The organism is Lelliottia jeotgali, from assembly GCF_977070485.1.
Genome location: NZ_CDRVFO010000001.1, coordinates 286,018 through 300,843 on the forward strand (window position 1 = coordinate 286,018; position 14,826 = coordinate 300,843).

10 protein-coding genes are annotated in these 14,826 nt (G+C 62.4%); 7 read left to right on the top strand and 3 right to left on the bottom strand.

Features of this window, described 5'->3' with window-relative positions; all coding sequences use genetic code 11:
* The first annotated feature begins 9 nt into the window (after positions 1 to 9).
* The 4 genes from ACW4TB_RS01290 to trhA all read left to right on the top strand — a co-directional run bounded on the left by ACW4TB_RS01290 (position 10) and on the right by trhA (position 8,159).
* Entirely contained in the window at positions 10 to 2,070 is a 2,061-nt protein-coding gene (locus tag ACW4TB_RS01290; RefSeq protein WP_012312417.1) for a methyl-accepting chemotaxis protein, read from the top strand.
* 9 nt (positions 2,071 to 2,079) lie between these two features.
* Entirely contained in the window at positions 2,080 to 6,969 is a 4,890-nt protein-coding gene (locus tag ACW4TB_RS01295; RefSeq protein ID WP_279929152.1) for a hybrid sensor histidine kinase/response regulator, read from the top strand.
* Positions 6,962 to 7,423: a chemotaxis protein CheW gene (locus ACW4TB_RS01300; protein ID WP_012312419.1), complete on the top strand. Its 462-nt coding sequence runs from the start codon at positions 6,962 to 6,964 to the stop codon at positions 7,421 to 7,423. The genes ACW4TB_RS01295 and ACW4TB_RS01300 overlap by 8 nt, the downstream gene beginning before the upstream one ends.
* 118 nt (positions 7,424 to 7,541) lie before the next feature.
* Positions 7,542 to 8,159, top strand: coding sequence for a PAQR family membrane homeostasis protein TrhA (gene trhA, locus ACW4TB_RS01305; protein ID WP_012312420.1), 618 nt, complete (start codon positions 7,542 to 7,544; stop codon positions 8,157 to 8,159).
* Here trhA and ACW4TB_RS01310 read toward each other — a convergent pair.
* From ACW4TB_RS01310 to ACW4TB_RS01320, 3 genes are all read right to left on the bottom strand, one after another.
* Complete coding sequence (locus tag ACW4TB_RS01310; protein WP_279929148.1) at positions 8,156 to 8,875, bottom strand: 16S rRNA (uracil(1498)-N(3))-methyltransferase; 720 nt, start codon at positions 8,873 to 8,875, stop codon at positions 8,156 to 8,158. The genes trhA and ACW4TB_RS01310 overlap by 4 nt on opposite strands.
* A gap of 171 nt (positions 8,876 to 9,046) precedes the next feature.
* A complete protein-coding gene (locus ACW4TB_RS01315; protein WP_254467049.1) occupies positions 9,047 to 10,453 on the bottom strand; it encodes an adenosylmethionine--8-amino-7-oxononanoate transaminase in 1,407 nt (468 codons plus the stop codon).
* A 78-nt stretch (positions 10,454 to 10,531) separates the two neighbouring features.
* Positions 10,532 to 11,023 (bottom strand): hypothetical protein, encoded by a 492-nt coding sequence (locus tag ACW4TB_RS01320; RefSeq protein WP_279929144.1) that lies wholly within the window; start codon positions 11,021 to 11,023, stop codon positions 10,532 to 10,534.
* Between the two features lie 208 nt (positions 11,024 to 11,231).
* Between ACW4TB_RS01320 and ACW4TB_RS01325 the strand changes: the two genes are divergently transcribed.
* From ACW4TB_RS01325 to ACW4TB_RS01335, 3 genes are all read left to right on the top strand, one after another.
* On the top strand, positions 11,232 to 12,929 hold the full coding sequence (locus ACW4TB_RS01325; RefSeq protein ID WP_012312424.1) for a flavin monoamine oxidase family protein: 1,698 nt from the start codon (positions 11,232 to 11,234) through the stop codon (positions 12,927 to 12,929).
* 205 nt (positions 12,930 to 13,134) lie between these two features.
* The gene (locus ACW4TB_RS01330; protein WP_012312425.1) at positions 13,135 to 13,686 is read left to right on the top strand and encodes a cytochrome b; all 552 of its coding nucleotides are present in this window, start codon (positions 13,135 to 13,137) and stop codon (positions 13,684 to 13,686) included.
* 34 nt (positions 13,687 to 13,720) lie between these two features.
* Positions 13,721 to 14,296, top strand: a complete 576-nt coding sequence (locus tag ACW4TB_RS01335) for a YceI family protein (RefSeq protein WP_455842881.1) — start codon at positions 13,721 to 13,723, stop codon at positions 14,294 to 14,296.
* Positions 14,297 to 14,826: the final 530 nt, after the last annotated feature.

A 14,826-nucleotide genomic window follows, 5' to 3' on the forward strand; every position in this document is an offset into this window, starting at 1 on the left:
CATTCGAACGTGAACAAGCCGGCCACCAATGTCGCCCCTACCAGCATGACCCCGCGCACGCGCAGCATCGCTCAGATCACTGTGCTGTTTGTAGTGCTGATCCTGTCGATCATCCTGCTGTTCGCCAATTTTGCGTACCTCAACACCCAGTCCAATCACGACAAGCAGTACATCGGCCATGCCGGCGAGTTGCGCGTGCTGTCGCAGCGCATCGCCAAGAACGCCACCGAGGCTGCTACCGGCAAGGCGTTGGCCTTCAAACTGCTCTCGGATGCGCGCAACGATTTCGAGCAGCGCTGGAGCTACCTGCGCGAAGGTGACAAGTCCACTGGCCTGCCAGCGGCGCCCGCCGCCGTGAAGGATGAAATGGAGGCGGTGCGACAGGACTGGGAAAACCTGCGCAAGGACACCGATATCATCCTGGCCAGCGAGCAGACCGTGCTATCGCTGCATCAGGTGGCGGCGACCCTGGCAGAAACCGTACCGCAGCTGCAGGTCGAGTATGAAAAGGTTGTGGAGGTCTTGCTGCAGAGTGGGGCACCGGCCAGCCAGGTGGTGGTAGCCCAACGCCAGTTGCTGCTCGCAGAACGCATTCTGGGGTCGGTCAACACGGTGCTGGCTGGCGACGACGCAGCCGCCCAGGCCGCCGATGCCTTCGGCCGCGATGCCAGCCGGTTTGGTCAGGTGCTCGAAGGCATGCTGGCCGGCAACCCGGCGATTCAGGTGACACGCGTCGAGGATGCCGACGCACGTGCGCGTCTGGCCGAAATCGCCGAACTGTTCCAGTTCGTCGCCGGTTCAGTCGATGAAATCCTCGAAACCTCGCCCGAGCTGTTCCGCGTTCGCGAAGCGGCCGGGAACATTTTCAGCCTGTCGCAAACTTTGCTCGACGAAGCCTCGCACCTTGCCAACGGCTTCGAGAACCTGGCAGCCGGGCGTACCCTCGATACCGTCGGTGGCTATGTACTGGGGCTGTTGGCGCTGGCCTCGATCATCCTGATCGGCCTGGTGATGGTGCGGGCAACCCATCGTCAACTGCAGGAAACCGCCGAGAAAAATGAGCGCAATCAGCAAGCGATCATGCGTCTGCTCGATGAGATCGAAGAGCTCGCCGACGGTGACCTGACCGTGACCGTGTCAGTGACCGAGGACTTCACCGGTGCCATCGCCGATTCGATCAACTATTCCGTCGACCAATTGCGCGACCTGGTGGCCACCATCAACCACAGCGCCGAGCAAGTGGCTGCCGCAGTGCAGGACACGCAAAACACTGCCCGCCAGCTGGCTAAAGCCTCAGAGCACCAGGCCGAGCAGATCAGTGAGGCGTCAGAGGCTGTGGGCGACATGGTCGAATCGATCGACCGGGTTTCCGCGCATGCCTACGAGTCGGCCAAGGTGGCCGAGCGTTCGGTGGCGATCGCCAACAAGGGCAACGAGGTGGTGCATAACACCATCAACGGCATGGACAACATCCGCGAGCAGATTCAGGACACCGCCAAGCGGATCAAGCGTCTGGGTGAATCTTCCCAGGAAATCGGCGACATCGTGAGCCTGATCGACGACATTGCCGACCAGACCAACATTCTCGCTCTGAATGCCGCCATCCAGGCCTCGCTGGCGGGGGAGGCCGGTCGTGGGTTTGCCGTGGTGGCCGATGAAGTCCAGCGCCTGGCTGAGCGTTCGTCTTCGGCGACGCGGCAGATCGAGGCACTGGTACGCACCATTCAGGCCGATACCAATGAGGCAGTGATCTCCATGGAACAGACCACCGCCGAGGTCGTGCGTGGCGCACGCCTGGCGCAGGACGCCGGGGTGGCGCTGGCCGAAATCGAAGGGGTGTCGCAGAACCTCGCCGAACTTATCCACAGTATCTCCGACGCCGCCCAGTTGCAGACCTCTTCGGCCGGGCAGATTTCCCACACCATGTCGGTCATACAGCAGATTACCGCGCAGACCTCCGCTGGCTCCGGTGCCACCGCCGACAGTATCCGCCACCTGGCGCGGATGGCCAGCGAGATGCGCCGCTCCGTGTCCGGTTTCACCCTGCCGGCACCAGCCGAGCGGCGCTGAGGAGTCATGATGGCTACAGCAGTAAGCCCTGAGCGCCACGATACCGTCGCCCTCGCCTGGACCAAGGCGGCCATCCTCGATTGCCTGGGGCAGGCGCGTCAGGCCCTTGAGCGCTTTGCCGGGGAGACGGACGATTTGTCCATGCTGGCGTTCGTGGTGGATAACCTGCACCAGGTTCACGGCTGCCTGCGCATGCTCGAACTGCGCGGTGCCACGCGCCTGGCCGAAGAGCTGGAGTTGCTGGCCAGGGCCTTGGCCGAGGGCCAGGTAAGCCCCCGCGGCGACTGCCTGGGCCCGCTGTTCCGCGGCCTTGAGCAACTACCCTCGTACCTGGAGCGGCTGCGCGGTGCGCGGCATGACCTGCCTTTGGTCATGCTGCCGCTGCTCAACCAGTTGCGGGCTTGCCGGGGTGTCGAACCGTTGGCCCAGGGCAGCCTGATCAGCGGAGCGGCGCAGCGCTTTGCAGGCTCGGACGACCTGGCCAATCTCGACCTGTCGCTGGGCAATTGGCGTGAGCAGGTTCAGGCAGGGCCTGGGCGTGATGCCCTGCGTTCGGTGATCAGCGCCTTGTGCGACGACCTGATGCGCATCAAGGAGCGTCTGGACCAGTTCGTACGCGGGGATCGTCAGCACAGCGAACAGCTGGACAGCCTGTTGGCCCCCTTGCGTCATGTGGCTGATACCCTTGCGGTCCTGGGCTTTCAGCAGCCTCGGCGGGTCATCATCGATCAGGTATTGGCCCTGCAGGCGTTGGCCCAAGGCCAACGCGTGGCGGATGACGCCGTACTCATGGATGTGGCGGGTGCCTTGTTGTATGTGGAGGCGAGCCTCAATGGCATGGTCGGCCCGCTGGATGAAGGCGGGCAGGGGGGCTTGCCCGGTTCGGACCTGGCCGAGATTCGCCAACTGGTGTTGAACGAATCGCTGAACGTGTTGCAGCAGGCCAAGGACCTGATCGGAGATTGCCTCGAGTCCGGTTGGCCGCGTCAGCGCCTGCAACCACTGCCGGGGTTGCTGCAGCAAGTACGAGGGGCGTTGGCGATGCTGATGCTGCCGGCAGCTGCCGAAGTCTTGGCCGGATGTGCGGGTTACGTGCACGGCTGGTTACAGCACTTGGACGTCGAGCCGCCGCCGGATGAGCTTGACCACCTGGCCGATGCCCTCAGCGCCAGTGAGTGTTACCTGCAATGGCGGGTAGCCGACCCTCTGGCCGATGCCCAGCCTTTCCTCGACAGGGCGCGCGTCAGCCTGGCGGCGCTCGGTGTGCAGTGCACGCTTGGCGAAAGCGTCATTGCCCAGGACGGCAGCACCGACGGGGTTGATGACGAGTTGCGCGAGGTCTTCCTTGAAGAGGCCGGCGAGCTGCTGCCGCAGATCGAGCGGCATTGGTTGCGCTGGCGCGCCGATAACAGCCTGCGGGATGCCTTGCTGGAGGTGCGCCGGGACCTGCATACGCTCAAAGGCAGTGGCCGCATGGTCCACGCCCAGGCGGTGGCCGAGTTGGCCTGGGGCGGTGAGCATTTGCTCAACCGGGTACTCGAAGGGCGTATGGCGCTGGCCCCGGAGGGTGTGGTGGCCCTGCAGCAGGTAGTGGTTCATTTGCCTGATCTGCTGGCCGACTTTGCCGCCGGCCAGATGCCACAGGTGACCGAAATTGAGCAACTGGCGAGCCATCTGCATGCGCTGGCGGAAAACGATTCGCCGGCAGGTGCCGAAATCGATGGCCTGGATCCGCTGTTGCTGGACATCTTCCGCAATGAAGCGCAGGGCCATCTGGCCAGCCTGGAGGCATTTTTGCAGGGCGCCGGCGGCCATGACACCGATGTCAGCGATACCCTTCAACGCGCCTTGCATACCCTCAAAGGTAGCGCTGCGATGGCCGGCGTATTGCCGATCGCCGAGCTGGCCACCGCGTTCGACCGGCTGGTACGCGAATACCGGGGCCACCACTTGCCTTTGCAAATGGCCGAGCTGGAATGGCTGGAAGCGGCACGCGCACTGTTGCACCTGAGCCTCGCGCAATTGGGCAGCAGCCCGCTGGCTCCCATTCCGGGCGCGGCGGAGTTGATCGAGCAGGTCGGTGAGGCCGTGGACATGCGCTTGGCCAGCTTGCATGACGAGCCGCAGCATGGGCGGCGGGGCAAGCGTGACCCACAGTTGATCGCCAGCTTCCTGGCCCAGTCGATGGACATTCTGCTGGATGCCGAGGCCCTGTTGTCACGCTGGCAGGAGCAGCCTGGGCAACGCCAGTCGCTGGACAGCTTGCTCGATGAGCTGACCACCCTCTGTCACGGTGCGCACCTGGCCGACCTGAGGCAGATGGACGATGTCTGCGAAGCATTGCTGGATCTGTATGGCGCGGTGGAAGAGGGCAGCCTTGCTGCCGATGAACGCTTCTTCGCCCAGGCACGGCAAGCCCATGGGGTACTCCTCGACATGCTCGACGAGATCGCTGCCGGCCAGGAACCGTCCGCCCGCCCAGACTGCATCGATGGCTTGCGTGGCTTGCTGGACGACGCCCTGGCACCCGATGCCACCGGCCTGGTGGCACCCGGGTCGGTCACGCGCCTCGATGGTCCCCTGGCGCTGGCCGAAGAGGCCGAGAACCCGGGCGACAAGGAGCTGCTTGAAGTCTTCCTCGAAGAAAGCTCAGACATTGTTGAAAGCGCCGCCGCCGCGCTTGCGCGTTGGCAGGCCGACCCCCGCAACAGCGCCGAGGTGGACAACCTGCTGCGTGATTTGCACACGCTCAAGGGCGGGGCGCGCATGGTGGAAATTGCCGCTATCGGCGACCTGGCCCACGAACTGGAGTTCCTGTACGAATTGCTGGCTGCTGGACGCTTGCCACCTAGTGCACCGTTGTTCGCTCTGCTGCAGAACTGCCATGACCGTCTGGCGCACATGCTTGACGCCGTGCGTCTGGGGCAGCCGCTGCATGCGGCTACTGCGTTGATCGACTACATCCGCAACTTTAGCAGCGCCGCCCTGGCCGACAGCGTTGCCGGGCAGGCCCCGGCCGGGGCTGCACCTGCCGACGCACCTGCCACTACGCCGGAGCGCCCCCCCGGTGACCTGGTCAAGGTGGACGCCGAACTGCTCGATGACCTGGGAAACCTGGCTGGTGAGCACTCGGTCATCCGTGGACGTATCGAGCAACAGGTCAATGACGCCCAGTTCGCCTTGAGCGAGATGGAAACCACGCTGGAGCGCATGCGCGACCAGTTGCTGCGTCTGGATATGGAAACCCAAGGGCGAATCAGCAGCCGTCAGCCGTTCGAAGGTGACGCTTACGAGGATTTCGACCCGCTGGAAATGGACCGCCATTCCCAACTGCAGCAATTGTCACGGGCGTTGTTCGAATCGGCCTCTGACCTGCTTGACCTGAAAGAGACGTTGGCCCAGCGCGCGCAGGAGGCGCAGGCCCTACTGCAGCAGCAGGCGAGGGTGAACAGCCAGTTGCAGGAAGGCCTCACCGCCACGTTGATGGTGCCGTTCGAGCGTCTCGTGCCGCGCCTGCAGAGGGTGGTGCGCCAAGTGGCCAGTGAATTGGGCAAGCAGGTCGAACTGGTGGTCGGCAACGCCGAAGGCGAGCTTGATCGCAGTGTTCTCGAGCGTATGGTTGCGCCCTTGGAGCACATGCTGCGCAATGCTGTCGATCATGGCCTTGAGACCCGTGAAGCGCGCTTGGCTGCCGGCAAGCCTGAGCTGGGTACCATCCATCTCAATTTGCTCCATGAGGGGGCCGATATCGTCATCGAAATGACCGACGACGGTGCCGGCGTGCCGCTGGATGCTGTGCGGCGCAAGGCGATCAAGCGTGGCCTGCTGGACCCCCAGGCACGCTTGAGTGATCACGAGATCCTGCAGTTCATCTTGCGCCCGGGGTTTTCCACCGCTGAGAAGATCACCCAGATTTCCGGGCGTGGCCTGGGCATGGACGTGGTGCACGAAGAGGTCAAGCAACTGGGCGGCTCGATGAGTATCGAGTCGGCGCAAGGCAAGGGCGCACGCTTTCTGATTCGCCTGCCATTCACGGTGTCGATCAACCGTGCGGTGATGGTCCACCTGGGTGAGGAGCAGTACGCCATACCGCTCAACACCATCGAAGGTATCGTGCGCGTGCCGCCGGCCGAGCTGGCTATCTGTTATCAGCGGGATGTGCCCCGCTACGGCTATGCTGGCCATGAATACGATTTGCGTTACTTGGGCGAGCTGCTGCAAGGCCTGCCACGGCCAGGTCTTCTGGGCCAGAGCGTGCCATTGCCGGTGTTGCTGGTGCATTCCCAGGAGCAGTCGTTCGCCATTCAGGTCGATAGCCTGTCGCCGAGCCGCGAGATCGTGGTGAAGAGCCTGGGCCCCCAGTTCGCCGCCGTGCCTGGGTTGTCCGGCGCGACTCTGCTCGGTGATGGTCGGGTGGTACTGATTCTTGATCTGCTTGGCCAGTTGCGCGGCCAGCAGCGTCGGCTGGCGCGGCTGCCGGGTGGTAGCGGGGTGCAGCGTACGCTGTTCGGCCCGGCGCCGCGGCGGGCGTCGCTGGTGATGGTGGTGGATGATTCGGTGACAGTGCGCAAGGTGACCAGCCGCCTGCTGGAGCGCCATGGGATGAGCGTGCTGACGGCCAAGGACGGTGTCGATGCCATGGCGTTGCTGGAAGAGCACCGCCCGGATGTGTTGCTGCTGGACATCGAAATGCCGCGCATGGATGGCTTTGAAGTGGCCACCCGTATTCGTCGCGACGAGCGCCTTAAAGGCCTGCCGATCATCATGATCACCTCGCGCACCGGGCAGAAACACCGCGACCGGGCCATGGCCATCGGCGTCAACGACTACCTGGGCAAGCCGTATCAGGAGTCGGTGCTGCTGCAGAGTATTGCCCATTGGAGCCAAACCCATGCTTGAGCTGATCGCAGGCCAGCGCAGCAGCCTGACCGGCCTGCTGTTGCCCTTGGGCGACCGAACCCTGGTGTTGCCCAATGTGGCAGTGGCCGAGCTTATCGGCCAGCGCAACCTGGTGTGCCAGCGTGCCGAACCGGCCTGGCACCTGGGGTGGATCGATTGGCGCCAGCAGCACCTGCCGCTGATCGGCTTCGAAGCGGCGTGCGGTGGTGAAACCCCTTGTGGCGAGCGGGCACGTATCGTAGTGCTGAACGCCTTGGGTGATACCGGGCTGCGATATCTGGCGGTGTTGCTGCAGGACATCCCACGCTCGTGCAAACTCGACAGCCAGCTCAACTATGTGGATGTGGCGTTGGGTAGCCTGGAGTTGGCGGCAGTGCAGGTGGGCGAGCAGGTGGCACGGGTGCCAGACCTGGTTGGGCTGGAAAGGCTGGTGCGTGACGCGCAGTTGCAATGACTGAAGCTGTAAGCTTCAAGCTTCAAGCTGATCGCGTTGAGTGGGGGAGTATTGCTCTTTCTCGAAGCTTGTAGCTTGGAGCTTGAACCTTGCAGGTGGTCGGGAGGTCTGTGTTTGCATGTATCACGGTGAACGTTTCAACGCTTGGACCCATCTGGTCGGTGCAATCCTGGCCTGCATTGGCGGCATCTGGCTGATCGTCGTCGCAGGCCTGCAGGGTGACCCCTGGAAGATCGTCAGTTTTTCCATCTACGGCGGCACGCTGTTGCTGCTCTACAGCATCTCGACCCTCTACCACAGCACCCGCGGCCGGGCGAAGGTGATCATGCGCAAGCTCGATCACCTGTCCATCTACCTGCTGATCGCCGGCAGCTACACACCGTTCTGCCTGGTGAGCCTGCGCGGGCCCTGGGGCTGGAGCCTGTTCGGGGTGGTCTGGGGGTTGGCGGTGATCGGTATGCTGCAGGAAATCAAGCCACGATCGGAGGCGCGGGTCCTATCGATCATCATCTATGCGGTGATGGGCTGGATCGTGCTGGTGGCGGTCAAACCGCTGCTGCAAAGCCTGGGCACCGCCGGCTTTGCCTGGCTGGCGGCTGGCGGTGTGTTTTACACCGTGGGCATCATTTTCTTCGCATTTGACAGCCGATTCCGCCACTGGCACGGCATCTGGCACCTGTTCGTGATTGCTGGCAGCCTGATGCACTTCGTGGCGGTATCGCTCTACGTGCGTTAAAAATCGCCCCACAGCTGTTGCGCCACCGACAGGGCCACCACCGGCGCTGTTTCAGTGCGCAGGACCCGCGGGCCAAGACGGGCAGCTTGGAAGCCTGCCCCCTTGGCCTGGTCGACTTCCGCTTCGCTCAAGCCTCCCTCGGGTCCGATCAGAAACGCCAGGCGTGCCGGTTTGTCATGACTGGTCAGCGGCTCAGCGACAGGGTGCAAGACCAGTTTCAGGTCAGCATCGCTACCCTTGATCCAGTCACCCAAGGTCACTGGCGCGTGGATGATCGGCAAGATCGAGCGGCCGCATTGCTCGCAGGCGCTGATCGCGACCTGGCGCCAATGGGCGAGGCGCTTGTCGGCGCGCTCGTCTTTGAGGCGCACTTCGCAGCGCTCGCTGACGATCGGGGTGATTTCATTGGCGCCCAGTTCGGTGGCCTTCTGGATGGCCCAGTCCATGCGCTCGCCGCGGGAAAGGCCTTGGCCGAGATGAATGTGCAATGGCGACTCGGCCTGGCCTGCAACGGCCTGGTCGAGGCTGACGCGCACGGTCTTCTTGCCCACTTCGAGCAATTGGCCCAGGTATTCCTGGCCGCTGCCATCGAACAATTGCACGGCATCGCCGGGGGCCATGCGCAGCACGCGGCCGATGTAATGGGCCTGGGCTTCGGGCAGGTCGTGCTCGCCGAGGCTCAGGGGGGCGTCGATGAAGAAGCGGGACAGTCTCATGGTTCTGCTCAGGAAGAAGGTTGAACATCGTCCCTGTAGGCGCGGCCTTGTGTCACGAAAGGGCCGCACAGTAGCTCCGGTCATTTGGCGGCGCTGCTGATCTTTGGGGCTGCTGTGCAGCCCGTTCGCGACGCGAGGCCGCTCCTACAAGGCGTTGCGATTGCTGGTCGGTCAGCCCGGGTCGCGGAAGTCGGGGTGGAAGTTTGCCGGCACCGCCACGCTGACGCTGTCTCGCGTGGCGATATCGATGCCTTCACTGGCCACCTCGGCAAGGAAGTCGATCTGCTCTGGCGTGATCACGTAGGGCGGCAGGAAGTACACCACGCTGCCCAGCGGGCGCAGCAGGGCGCCGCGGGTCAGGGCATGCTCGAACACTTTCAGGCCGCGGCGCTCCTGCCACGGGTAGGCGACCTTGCCCGCCTTGTCCTGGACCATTTCGATCGCCAAGGCCATGCCGGTCTGGCGGATTTCGGCAACATGGGCATGATCGGCCAAGTGCGCAGTGGCTCTGGTCATGCGTGCGGACAACGCCTTGTTGGCCTCGATCACGTTGTCCTGCTCGAAGATGTCCAGGGTCGCCAATGCCGCCGCGCAGGCCAGCGGGTTGCCGGTGTAGCTGTGCGAATGGAGGAACGCGCGCAGCGTTGGGTAATCGTCGTAGAACGCCTGGTACACCGTATCGGTGGTCAGGCACGCGGCCAGCGGCAGGTAGCCGCCGGTCAGCGCCTTGGACAGGCACAGGAAATCGGGGCGGATGCCAGCCTGCTCACAAGCGAACATCGTGCCGGTGCGGCCAAAGCCCACGGCAATTTCGTCGTGGATCAGATGCACGCCATAGCGGTCGCAAGCCTCGCGCAGCAGCTTGAGGTAGACCGGGTGGTACATGCGCATACCGCCGGCACCCTGGATCAACGGCTCGATGATCACCGCCGAGAGGGTTTCGTGGTGTTCGGCCAGCGTCTGTTCCATGGCTGCGAACATGTTGCGCGAGTGCTCCTCCCAGCCCATGCCCTCGGGGCGCAGATAGCAATCCGGGCTGGGCACTTTGATGGTATCGAGCAGCAGCGCTTTGTAGGTTTCGGTGAACAGCGGCACATCGCCCACCGACATCGCGGCGATAGTCTCGCCGTGGTAGCTGTTGGTCAGGGTGACGAAGCGTTTTTTTGCCGGTTTGCCGATGTTCTGCCAGTAATGGAAGCTCATTTTCAGCGCCACTTCGATGCACGACGAGCCATTGTCGGCATAGAACACCCGATCCAGACCTGCAGGCGTCATCGCGACCAGACGCTCGGAAAGCTCGATCACCGGCTGGTGGCTGAAACCCGCAAGGATCACATGCTCGAGCTGGTCGACCTGGTCCTTGATGCGCTGGTTGATGCGCGGGTTGGCGTGGCCAAACACGTTCACCCACCAGCTGCTGACCGCATCCAGGTAGCGTTTGCCTTCGAAGTCCTCGAGCCACACGCCTTCCCCGCGCTTTATCGGGATAAGCGGCAATTGCTCGTGGTCTTTCATCTGGGTGCAGGGGTGCCACAAGACCTTCAGGTCACGCTGCATCCACTGATCATTGAGGCCCATCGGCACTTCTCCTGGCGTTACGGCATGTTTGACCGCGTAAGCCTAAGCAATGCCGGGGGGTAGGACAACCGCTATGGGTCAATGGCGACAGGTGTGGGTCCATTCGAGCTTGCGGATATGCACGGTGCCGGCTCTGGAGGTGGAGATGGTCAGGCGCCGAAAAGGCCCGGGGAGGTGCTGATAGCAAGGTTGGGTGGAGAAATGCCCAGGCATGAATTCGGTATATCCGCTGCCTGAAAGCGTCAGCCAGTAAAAGTTGTGCGGGGGCGGGGCAATCACGCCCCAATCGAAGCCCTCGGTATCCATGAGCATTGTTACATCTTCGAAGTGCTGGTCGCTGACGACGTAGCATTCCAGACGAAGGCTTTCGACTTCCTGGCTGAAGCTGATTTCCACCTCACTCTGCTCGCCAATCACCAGTTCGGTGCCATCTTCGCCTTTGAAGGCTTCATGAATACTGGCCCAGGAAGTGCCATTGCTGCGGATACGCAAGCCTGAGGGCGTCAGTAACGTTTGTTTGTGCCACAGGAGCTGCCTTTTGACGTGGGCAAAATGCTCCTCATAGATCATGCGCAGCTCCTTTTGTCGGTTTTTCCAGCTACCCGGACCAGCGTTGCGCAAGGGCAGCAGGCCTGTCTACTGACAAAAATGCCAGTTGGCAAAAGGACTTGATGGCGCTGTGGTGGCAGGGTCGGCATACCTGACGTATTCTTAACGCATCATCTCGGGGCGTTTTGCCTCTTCCCATTTCTGTAACGTCAACTCGGAGTTCGCCATCATGGCTGCTGCTTGGGTGCGCCTGTGCGCGTTGGTATTGATCGGTGTGTCCAGCGGCGCCGCGCTGGCGAAGGACAAGACACCTTCGGCAATCGTGGTAGGTGGCGGCCTTGCAGGCCTGACGGCAGCCTACGAGCTGCAGAGCAAGGGTTGGCAGGTGACCTTGCTGGAGGCCAAGGCGGGCATGGGCGGCCGCTCGGGCCTGGCCACCAGTGAGTGGGTCGGCAACAGCAAGGCTCAGCCGGTGCTCAACCAGTACCTTGAGCGTTTCAAGCTTGAGACACTGCCCGCGCCTGAGTTCGTACGTACTCCAGGGTATCTGATCGATGGGGAGTACTTCAGCGCCAGCGACCTGGCTACCAGGCAGCCTGCTACCGCCGAAGCACTCAAGCGCTACGAGAAGACCCTCGATGACCTGGCCCGTTCGATCGATGACCCGCTCAAACCACAGGCGACCAGTACGCTATTCGCCCTCGACCAGATGAACGTTTCCACTTGGCTCGACAAGCTGCAGTTGCCCAGCACTGCACGGCAACTGATCAACCAGCAGATCCGTACCCGCTACGATGAACCGTCGCGTCTCTCATTGCTGTACTTTGCCCAGCAGAGCCGTGTCTACCGCGGCGTCAGCGACCGTGACCTGCGTGCCGCACGCTTGCCTGGTGGCAGCCCGGTGCTGGCCCAGGCTTTCGTCAAACAGTTGAAAACCATCAAGACCAGTTCGCCAGTCACCTCCATCGTCCAGGACCGCGGCGGGGTCACCGTCAAGGTCGGCAGCGCCAGCTATCAGGCCGATTACCTGGTCATGGCCGTACCGCTGCGTGCTCTGGCCAAAATCCAGATCACCCCGGCCCTGGACACCCAGCACGTCGCGGCGCTGAGGGGCACCAACTATGGTTGGCGCGATCAGCTGCTGCTTAAGTTCAAGCAGCCAGTCTGGGAAAGCCGCGCGCGCATGTCTGGCGAAATCTTCAGTAACGCAGGCCTTGGCATGCTATGGATCGAGCCAGCACTCAAAGGGGGCGCCAACGTGGTGATCAACCTGTCGGGTGACAACGCCCGCCTGCTGCAGGCTTTCGGCGACAAGCAGATGGTCGACCAGGTGTTGATCCGCCTGCACGCTTTCTATCCAAAGGCCCGCGGTGCGTTCACCGGGTATGAGGTCAAGCGCTACAGTGCCGACGCCGGTACCGGCGGCGCCTACCTGGCCTACGGGCCAGGGCAGATCAGCAAGTACTGGCGCCTGTGGGAGCGTCCGGTGCAACGCATTGCGTTTGCCGGTGAGCATACCGATGCGCTGTACCCAGGCACTCTTGAAGGTGCCCTGCGCAGTGGCCAGCGTGCCGCCAGCCAAGTGCAGGACCTGTTGGCCGGCAAGTCGTTCGACCCCGTCAAAGCTACCCCTGTAGCGGCAACTGCTGGAGCGCAGAAGGACAAAGGCGGGTTCTTCTCCAACATGTTTGGTGGTTCATCCGACAAAGAGGACAACGCCGAAAAGGCACCTGCCAAAGCCGAACCGGTGAAGGCCGAGGAGGCGCGGGTGGACAAGCCAGGTTTCTTCTCGCGGTTGTTCGGCAGCGCTGACAAGCCTGAAGCCAAGACTGCTCCGGCGCTCAAACCTGTCGAGGCCAAAGAAGCCCCGGCCAAATCGGCGCCTGAAAAACAGGCCGTTACCCACTCCCAGGTCAAGGCTGGCTGATTGCGATCGCTTGGCCCTGTCGCCGCCGAGCCCGACGACAGGGCCAGGGCTAAGCTTGAATTACCCGCTATCGTTAATGTTTTCTTAATAGCGAGCTCGGACAATAAATATCGGATTTATCGATAATCCAGAGCAATTTTTTGTGCTTTTATTCGATACGTTACGCGTTAGTCTGTGCATAGCTTTCACGGGGAAAAACGGCATCATGCAACTGCGCAACTCACCTTCTCGCTATGGCGTGATCAGCATCGTCCTGCACTGGGTTGTTGCGCTGGCAGTCTTCGGCCTGTTCGGTCTTGGCCTGTGGATGGTCGGTCTCGACTATTACAGCCCTTGGCGCAAGGCTGGCCCGGACCTGCACAAGAGCATCGGCCTAGTGCTTCTGGCTGTCATGCTGGTGCGTGTGCTGTGGCGCTTGATCAGCCCGCCACCACCGGCGCCTGCCAACCACGGAGCATTTACCCGTCTGGCCGCCAAGTTGGGGCACCTGGCGCTGTATATAGGCCTGTTCGCGGTGATGGTCGCCGGCTACCTGATCTCAACCGCCGACGGTGTCGGTATTCCTGTGTTTGGCTTGTTTGAAGTGCCGGCTCTTGTCAGTGACCTGCCTGACCAGGCGGATTTGGCCGGCGTTATTCATCTGTGGCTGGCGTGGGGCCTGGTGATTTTCGCCGTGCTGCACGCGCTGGCCGCCCTGAAGCATCATTACATCGACCGTGACGCGACCCTGGTTCGCATGCTGGGCCGCAAAGCTTGACTCTCAACCTCAATTGCAAGGAACTGAAAGGATGTTGAAAAAGACTTTTGCCGCTCTGGCGCTCGGTACCGCTCTGCTCAGCGCTGGCCAGGCCATGGCCGCCGAGTACAAGATCGACAAGGAAGGCCAGCACGCGTTCGTCGACTGGAAAATCAGCCACCTGGGCTACAGCTTCATTCACGGTACCTTCAAGGACTTCGACGGTAACTTCACTTGGGATAGTGCCAAGCCTGAAGCCAGCAAGATCAGCGTCGACCTGAAAACCGCCAGCCTGTGGTCGAATCACGCCGAGCGCGACAAGCATATCGCCAGCGCTGACTTCCTGGATGTGAAGAAGTATCCGGAAGCGAAGTTCGTTTCCACCGCCGTCAAATCGACCGGTGAAAAGACCGCCGACGTGACTGGTGACCTGACACTGCATGGTGTGACCAAGCCTGTGACCTTCAAGGCCACCTTCAACGGTGAAGGCAAGGACCCATGGGGCGGCGAGCGTGCTGGCTTCAACGCTACCACCACGCTGAACCTGAACGACTTCGGCATCAAGGGCCCAGGTGCAACCTCGCAGACCCTGGACCTGGACATCAGCGTCGAAGGTGTGAAGCAGAAGTGATCATTGCCTGAGCAATAAAAACGCCGCCCCATGGGGCGGCGTTTTTGTTTGCCGGTAGCGTCAGCCGCCCTTGCGGGTCAGTAACGCAGGCCGCTCACCGCGTGGTCGGCTTGGCAGGTCGTCCAGTTGCTCAGGCGTTGGGAAACGGTCGAGCTTGGACTCCTTGCGGATGATCACAGGCTGGTTTTGCGGCTCTCGCGAGCTACGTACTGCCGGTTCCTGACGGGATACGTCATCACGGCCGGCCGAACGGTTGCGGCCGCCACCGTTGCTATCGCGGCGCGCATCACCACCCTTGTTGTTGCGCGGCGGGCGTTTCTCGCCACTGGCGTTGCGCGGCTGGCCGCCGTTACGCCCTTGGCCACCACCACTGTTGCTGCGCCCAGGGCTGGCTTGGCCTTGACCGGCTCCGGCACTAGCACCCGGGCGACGGTTGCGGCCCTGGTTCTTGGCATTCTGGTAGGGGCTGACGTAGTCGGCACGGTTACCGAAGTTGTCGATTTCGTCGTCCAGGAATTCATCCGGAGCAC

Bases quoted from the DNA above. Each gene is read 5' to 3' on its own strand.
- ACW4TB_RS01295 (WP_279929152.1), top strand. From the start codon at position 2,080: ATGGCTACAGCAGTAAGCCCTGAGCGCCACGATACCGTCGCCCTCGCC.
- ACW4TB_RS01300 (WP_012312419.1), top strand. From the start codon at position 6,962: ATGCTTGAGCTGATCGCAGGCCAGCGCAGCAGCCTGACCGGCCTGCTG.
- trhA (WP_012312420.1), top strand. From the start codon at position 7,542: ATGTATCACGGTGAACGTTTCAACGCTTGGACCCATCTGGTCGGTGCA.
- ACW4TB_RS01310 (WP_279929148.1), bottom strand. From the start codon at position 8,875: ATGAGACTGTCCCGCTTCTTCATCGACGCCCCCCTGAGCCTCGGCGAG.
- ACW4TB_RS01315 (WP_254467049.1), bottom strand. From the start codon at position 10,453: ATGGGCCTCAATGATCAGTGGATGCAGCGTGACCTGAAGGTCTTGTGG.
- ACW4TB_RS01320 (WP_279929144.1), bottom strand. From the start codon at position 11,023: ATGATCTATGAGGAGCATTTTGCCCACGTCAAAAGGCAGCTCCTGTGG.
- ACW4TB_RS01325 (WP_012312424.1), top strand. From the start codon at position 11,232: ATGGCTGCTGCTTGGGTGCGCCTGTGCGCGTTGGTATTGATCGGTGTG.
- ACW4TB_RS01330 (WP_012312425.1), top strand. From the start codon at position 13,135: ATGCAACTGCGCAACTCACCTTCTCGCTATGGCGTGATCAGCATCGTC.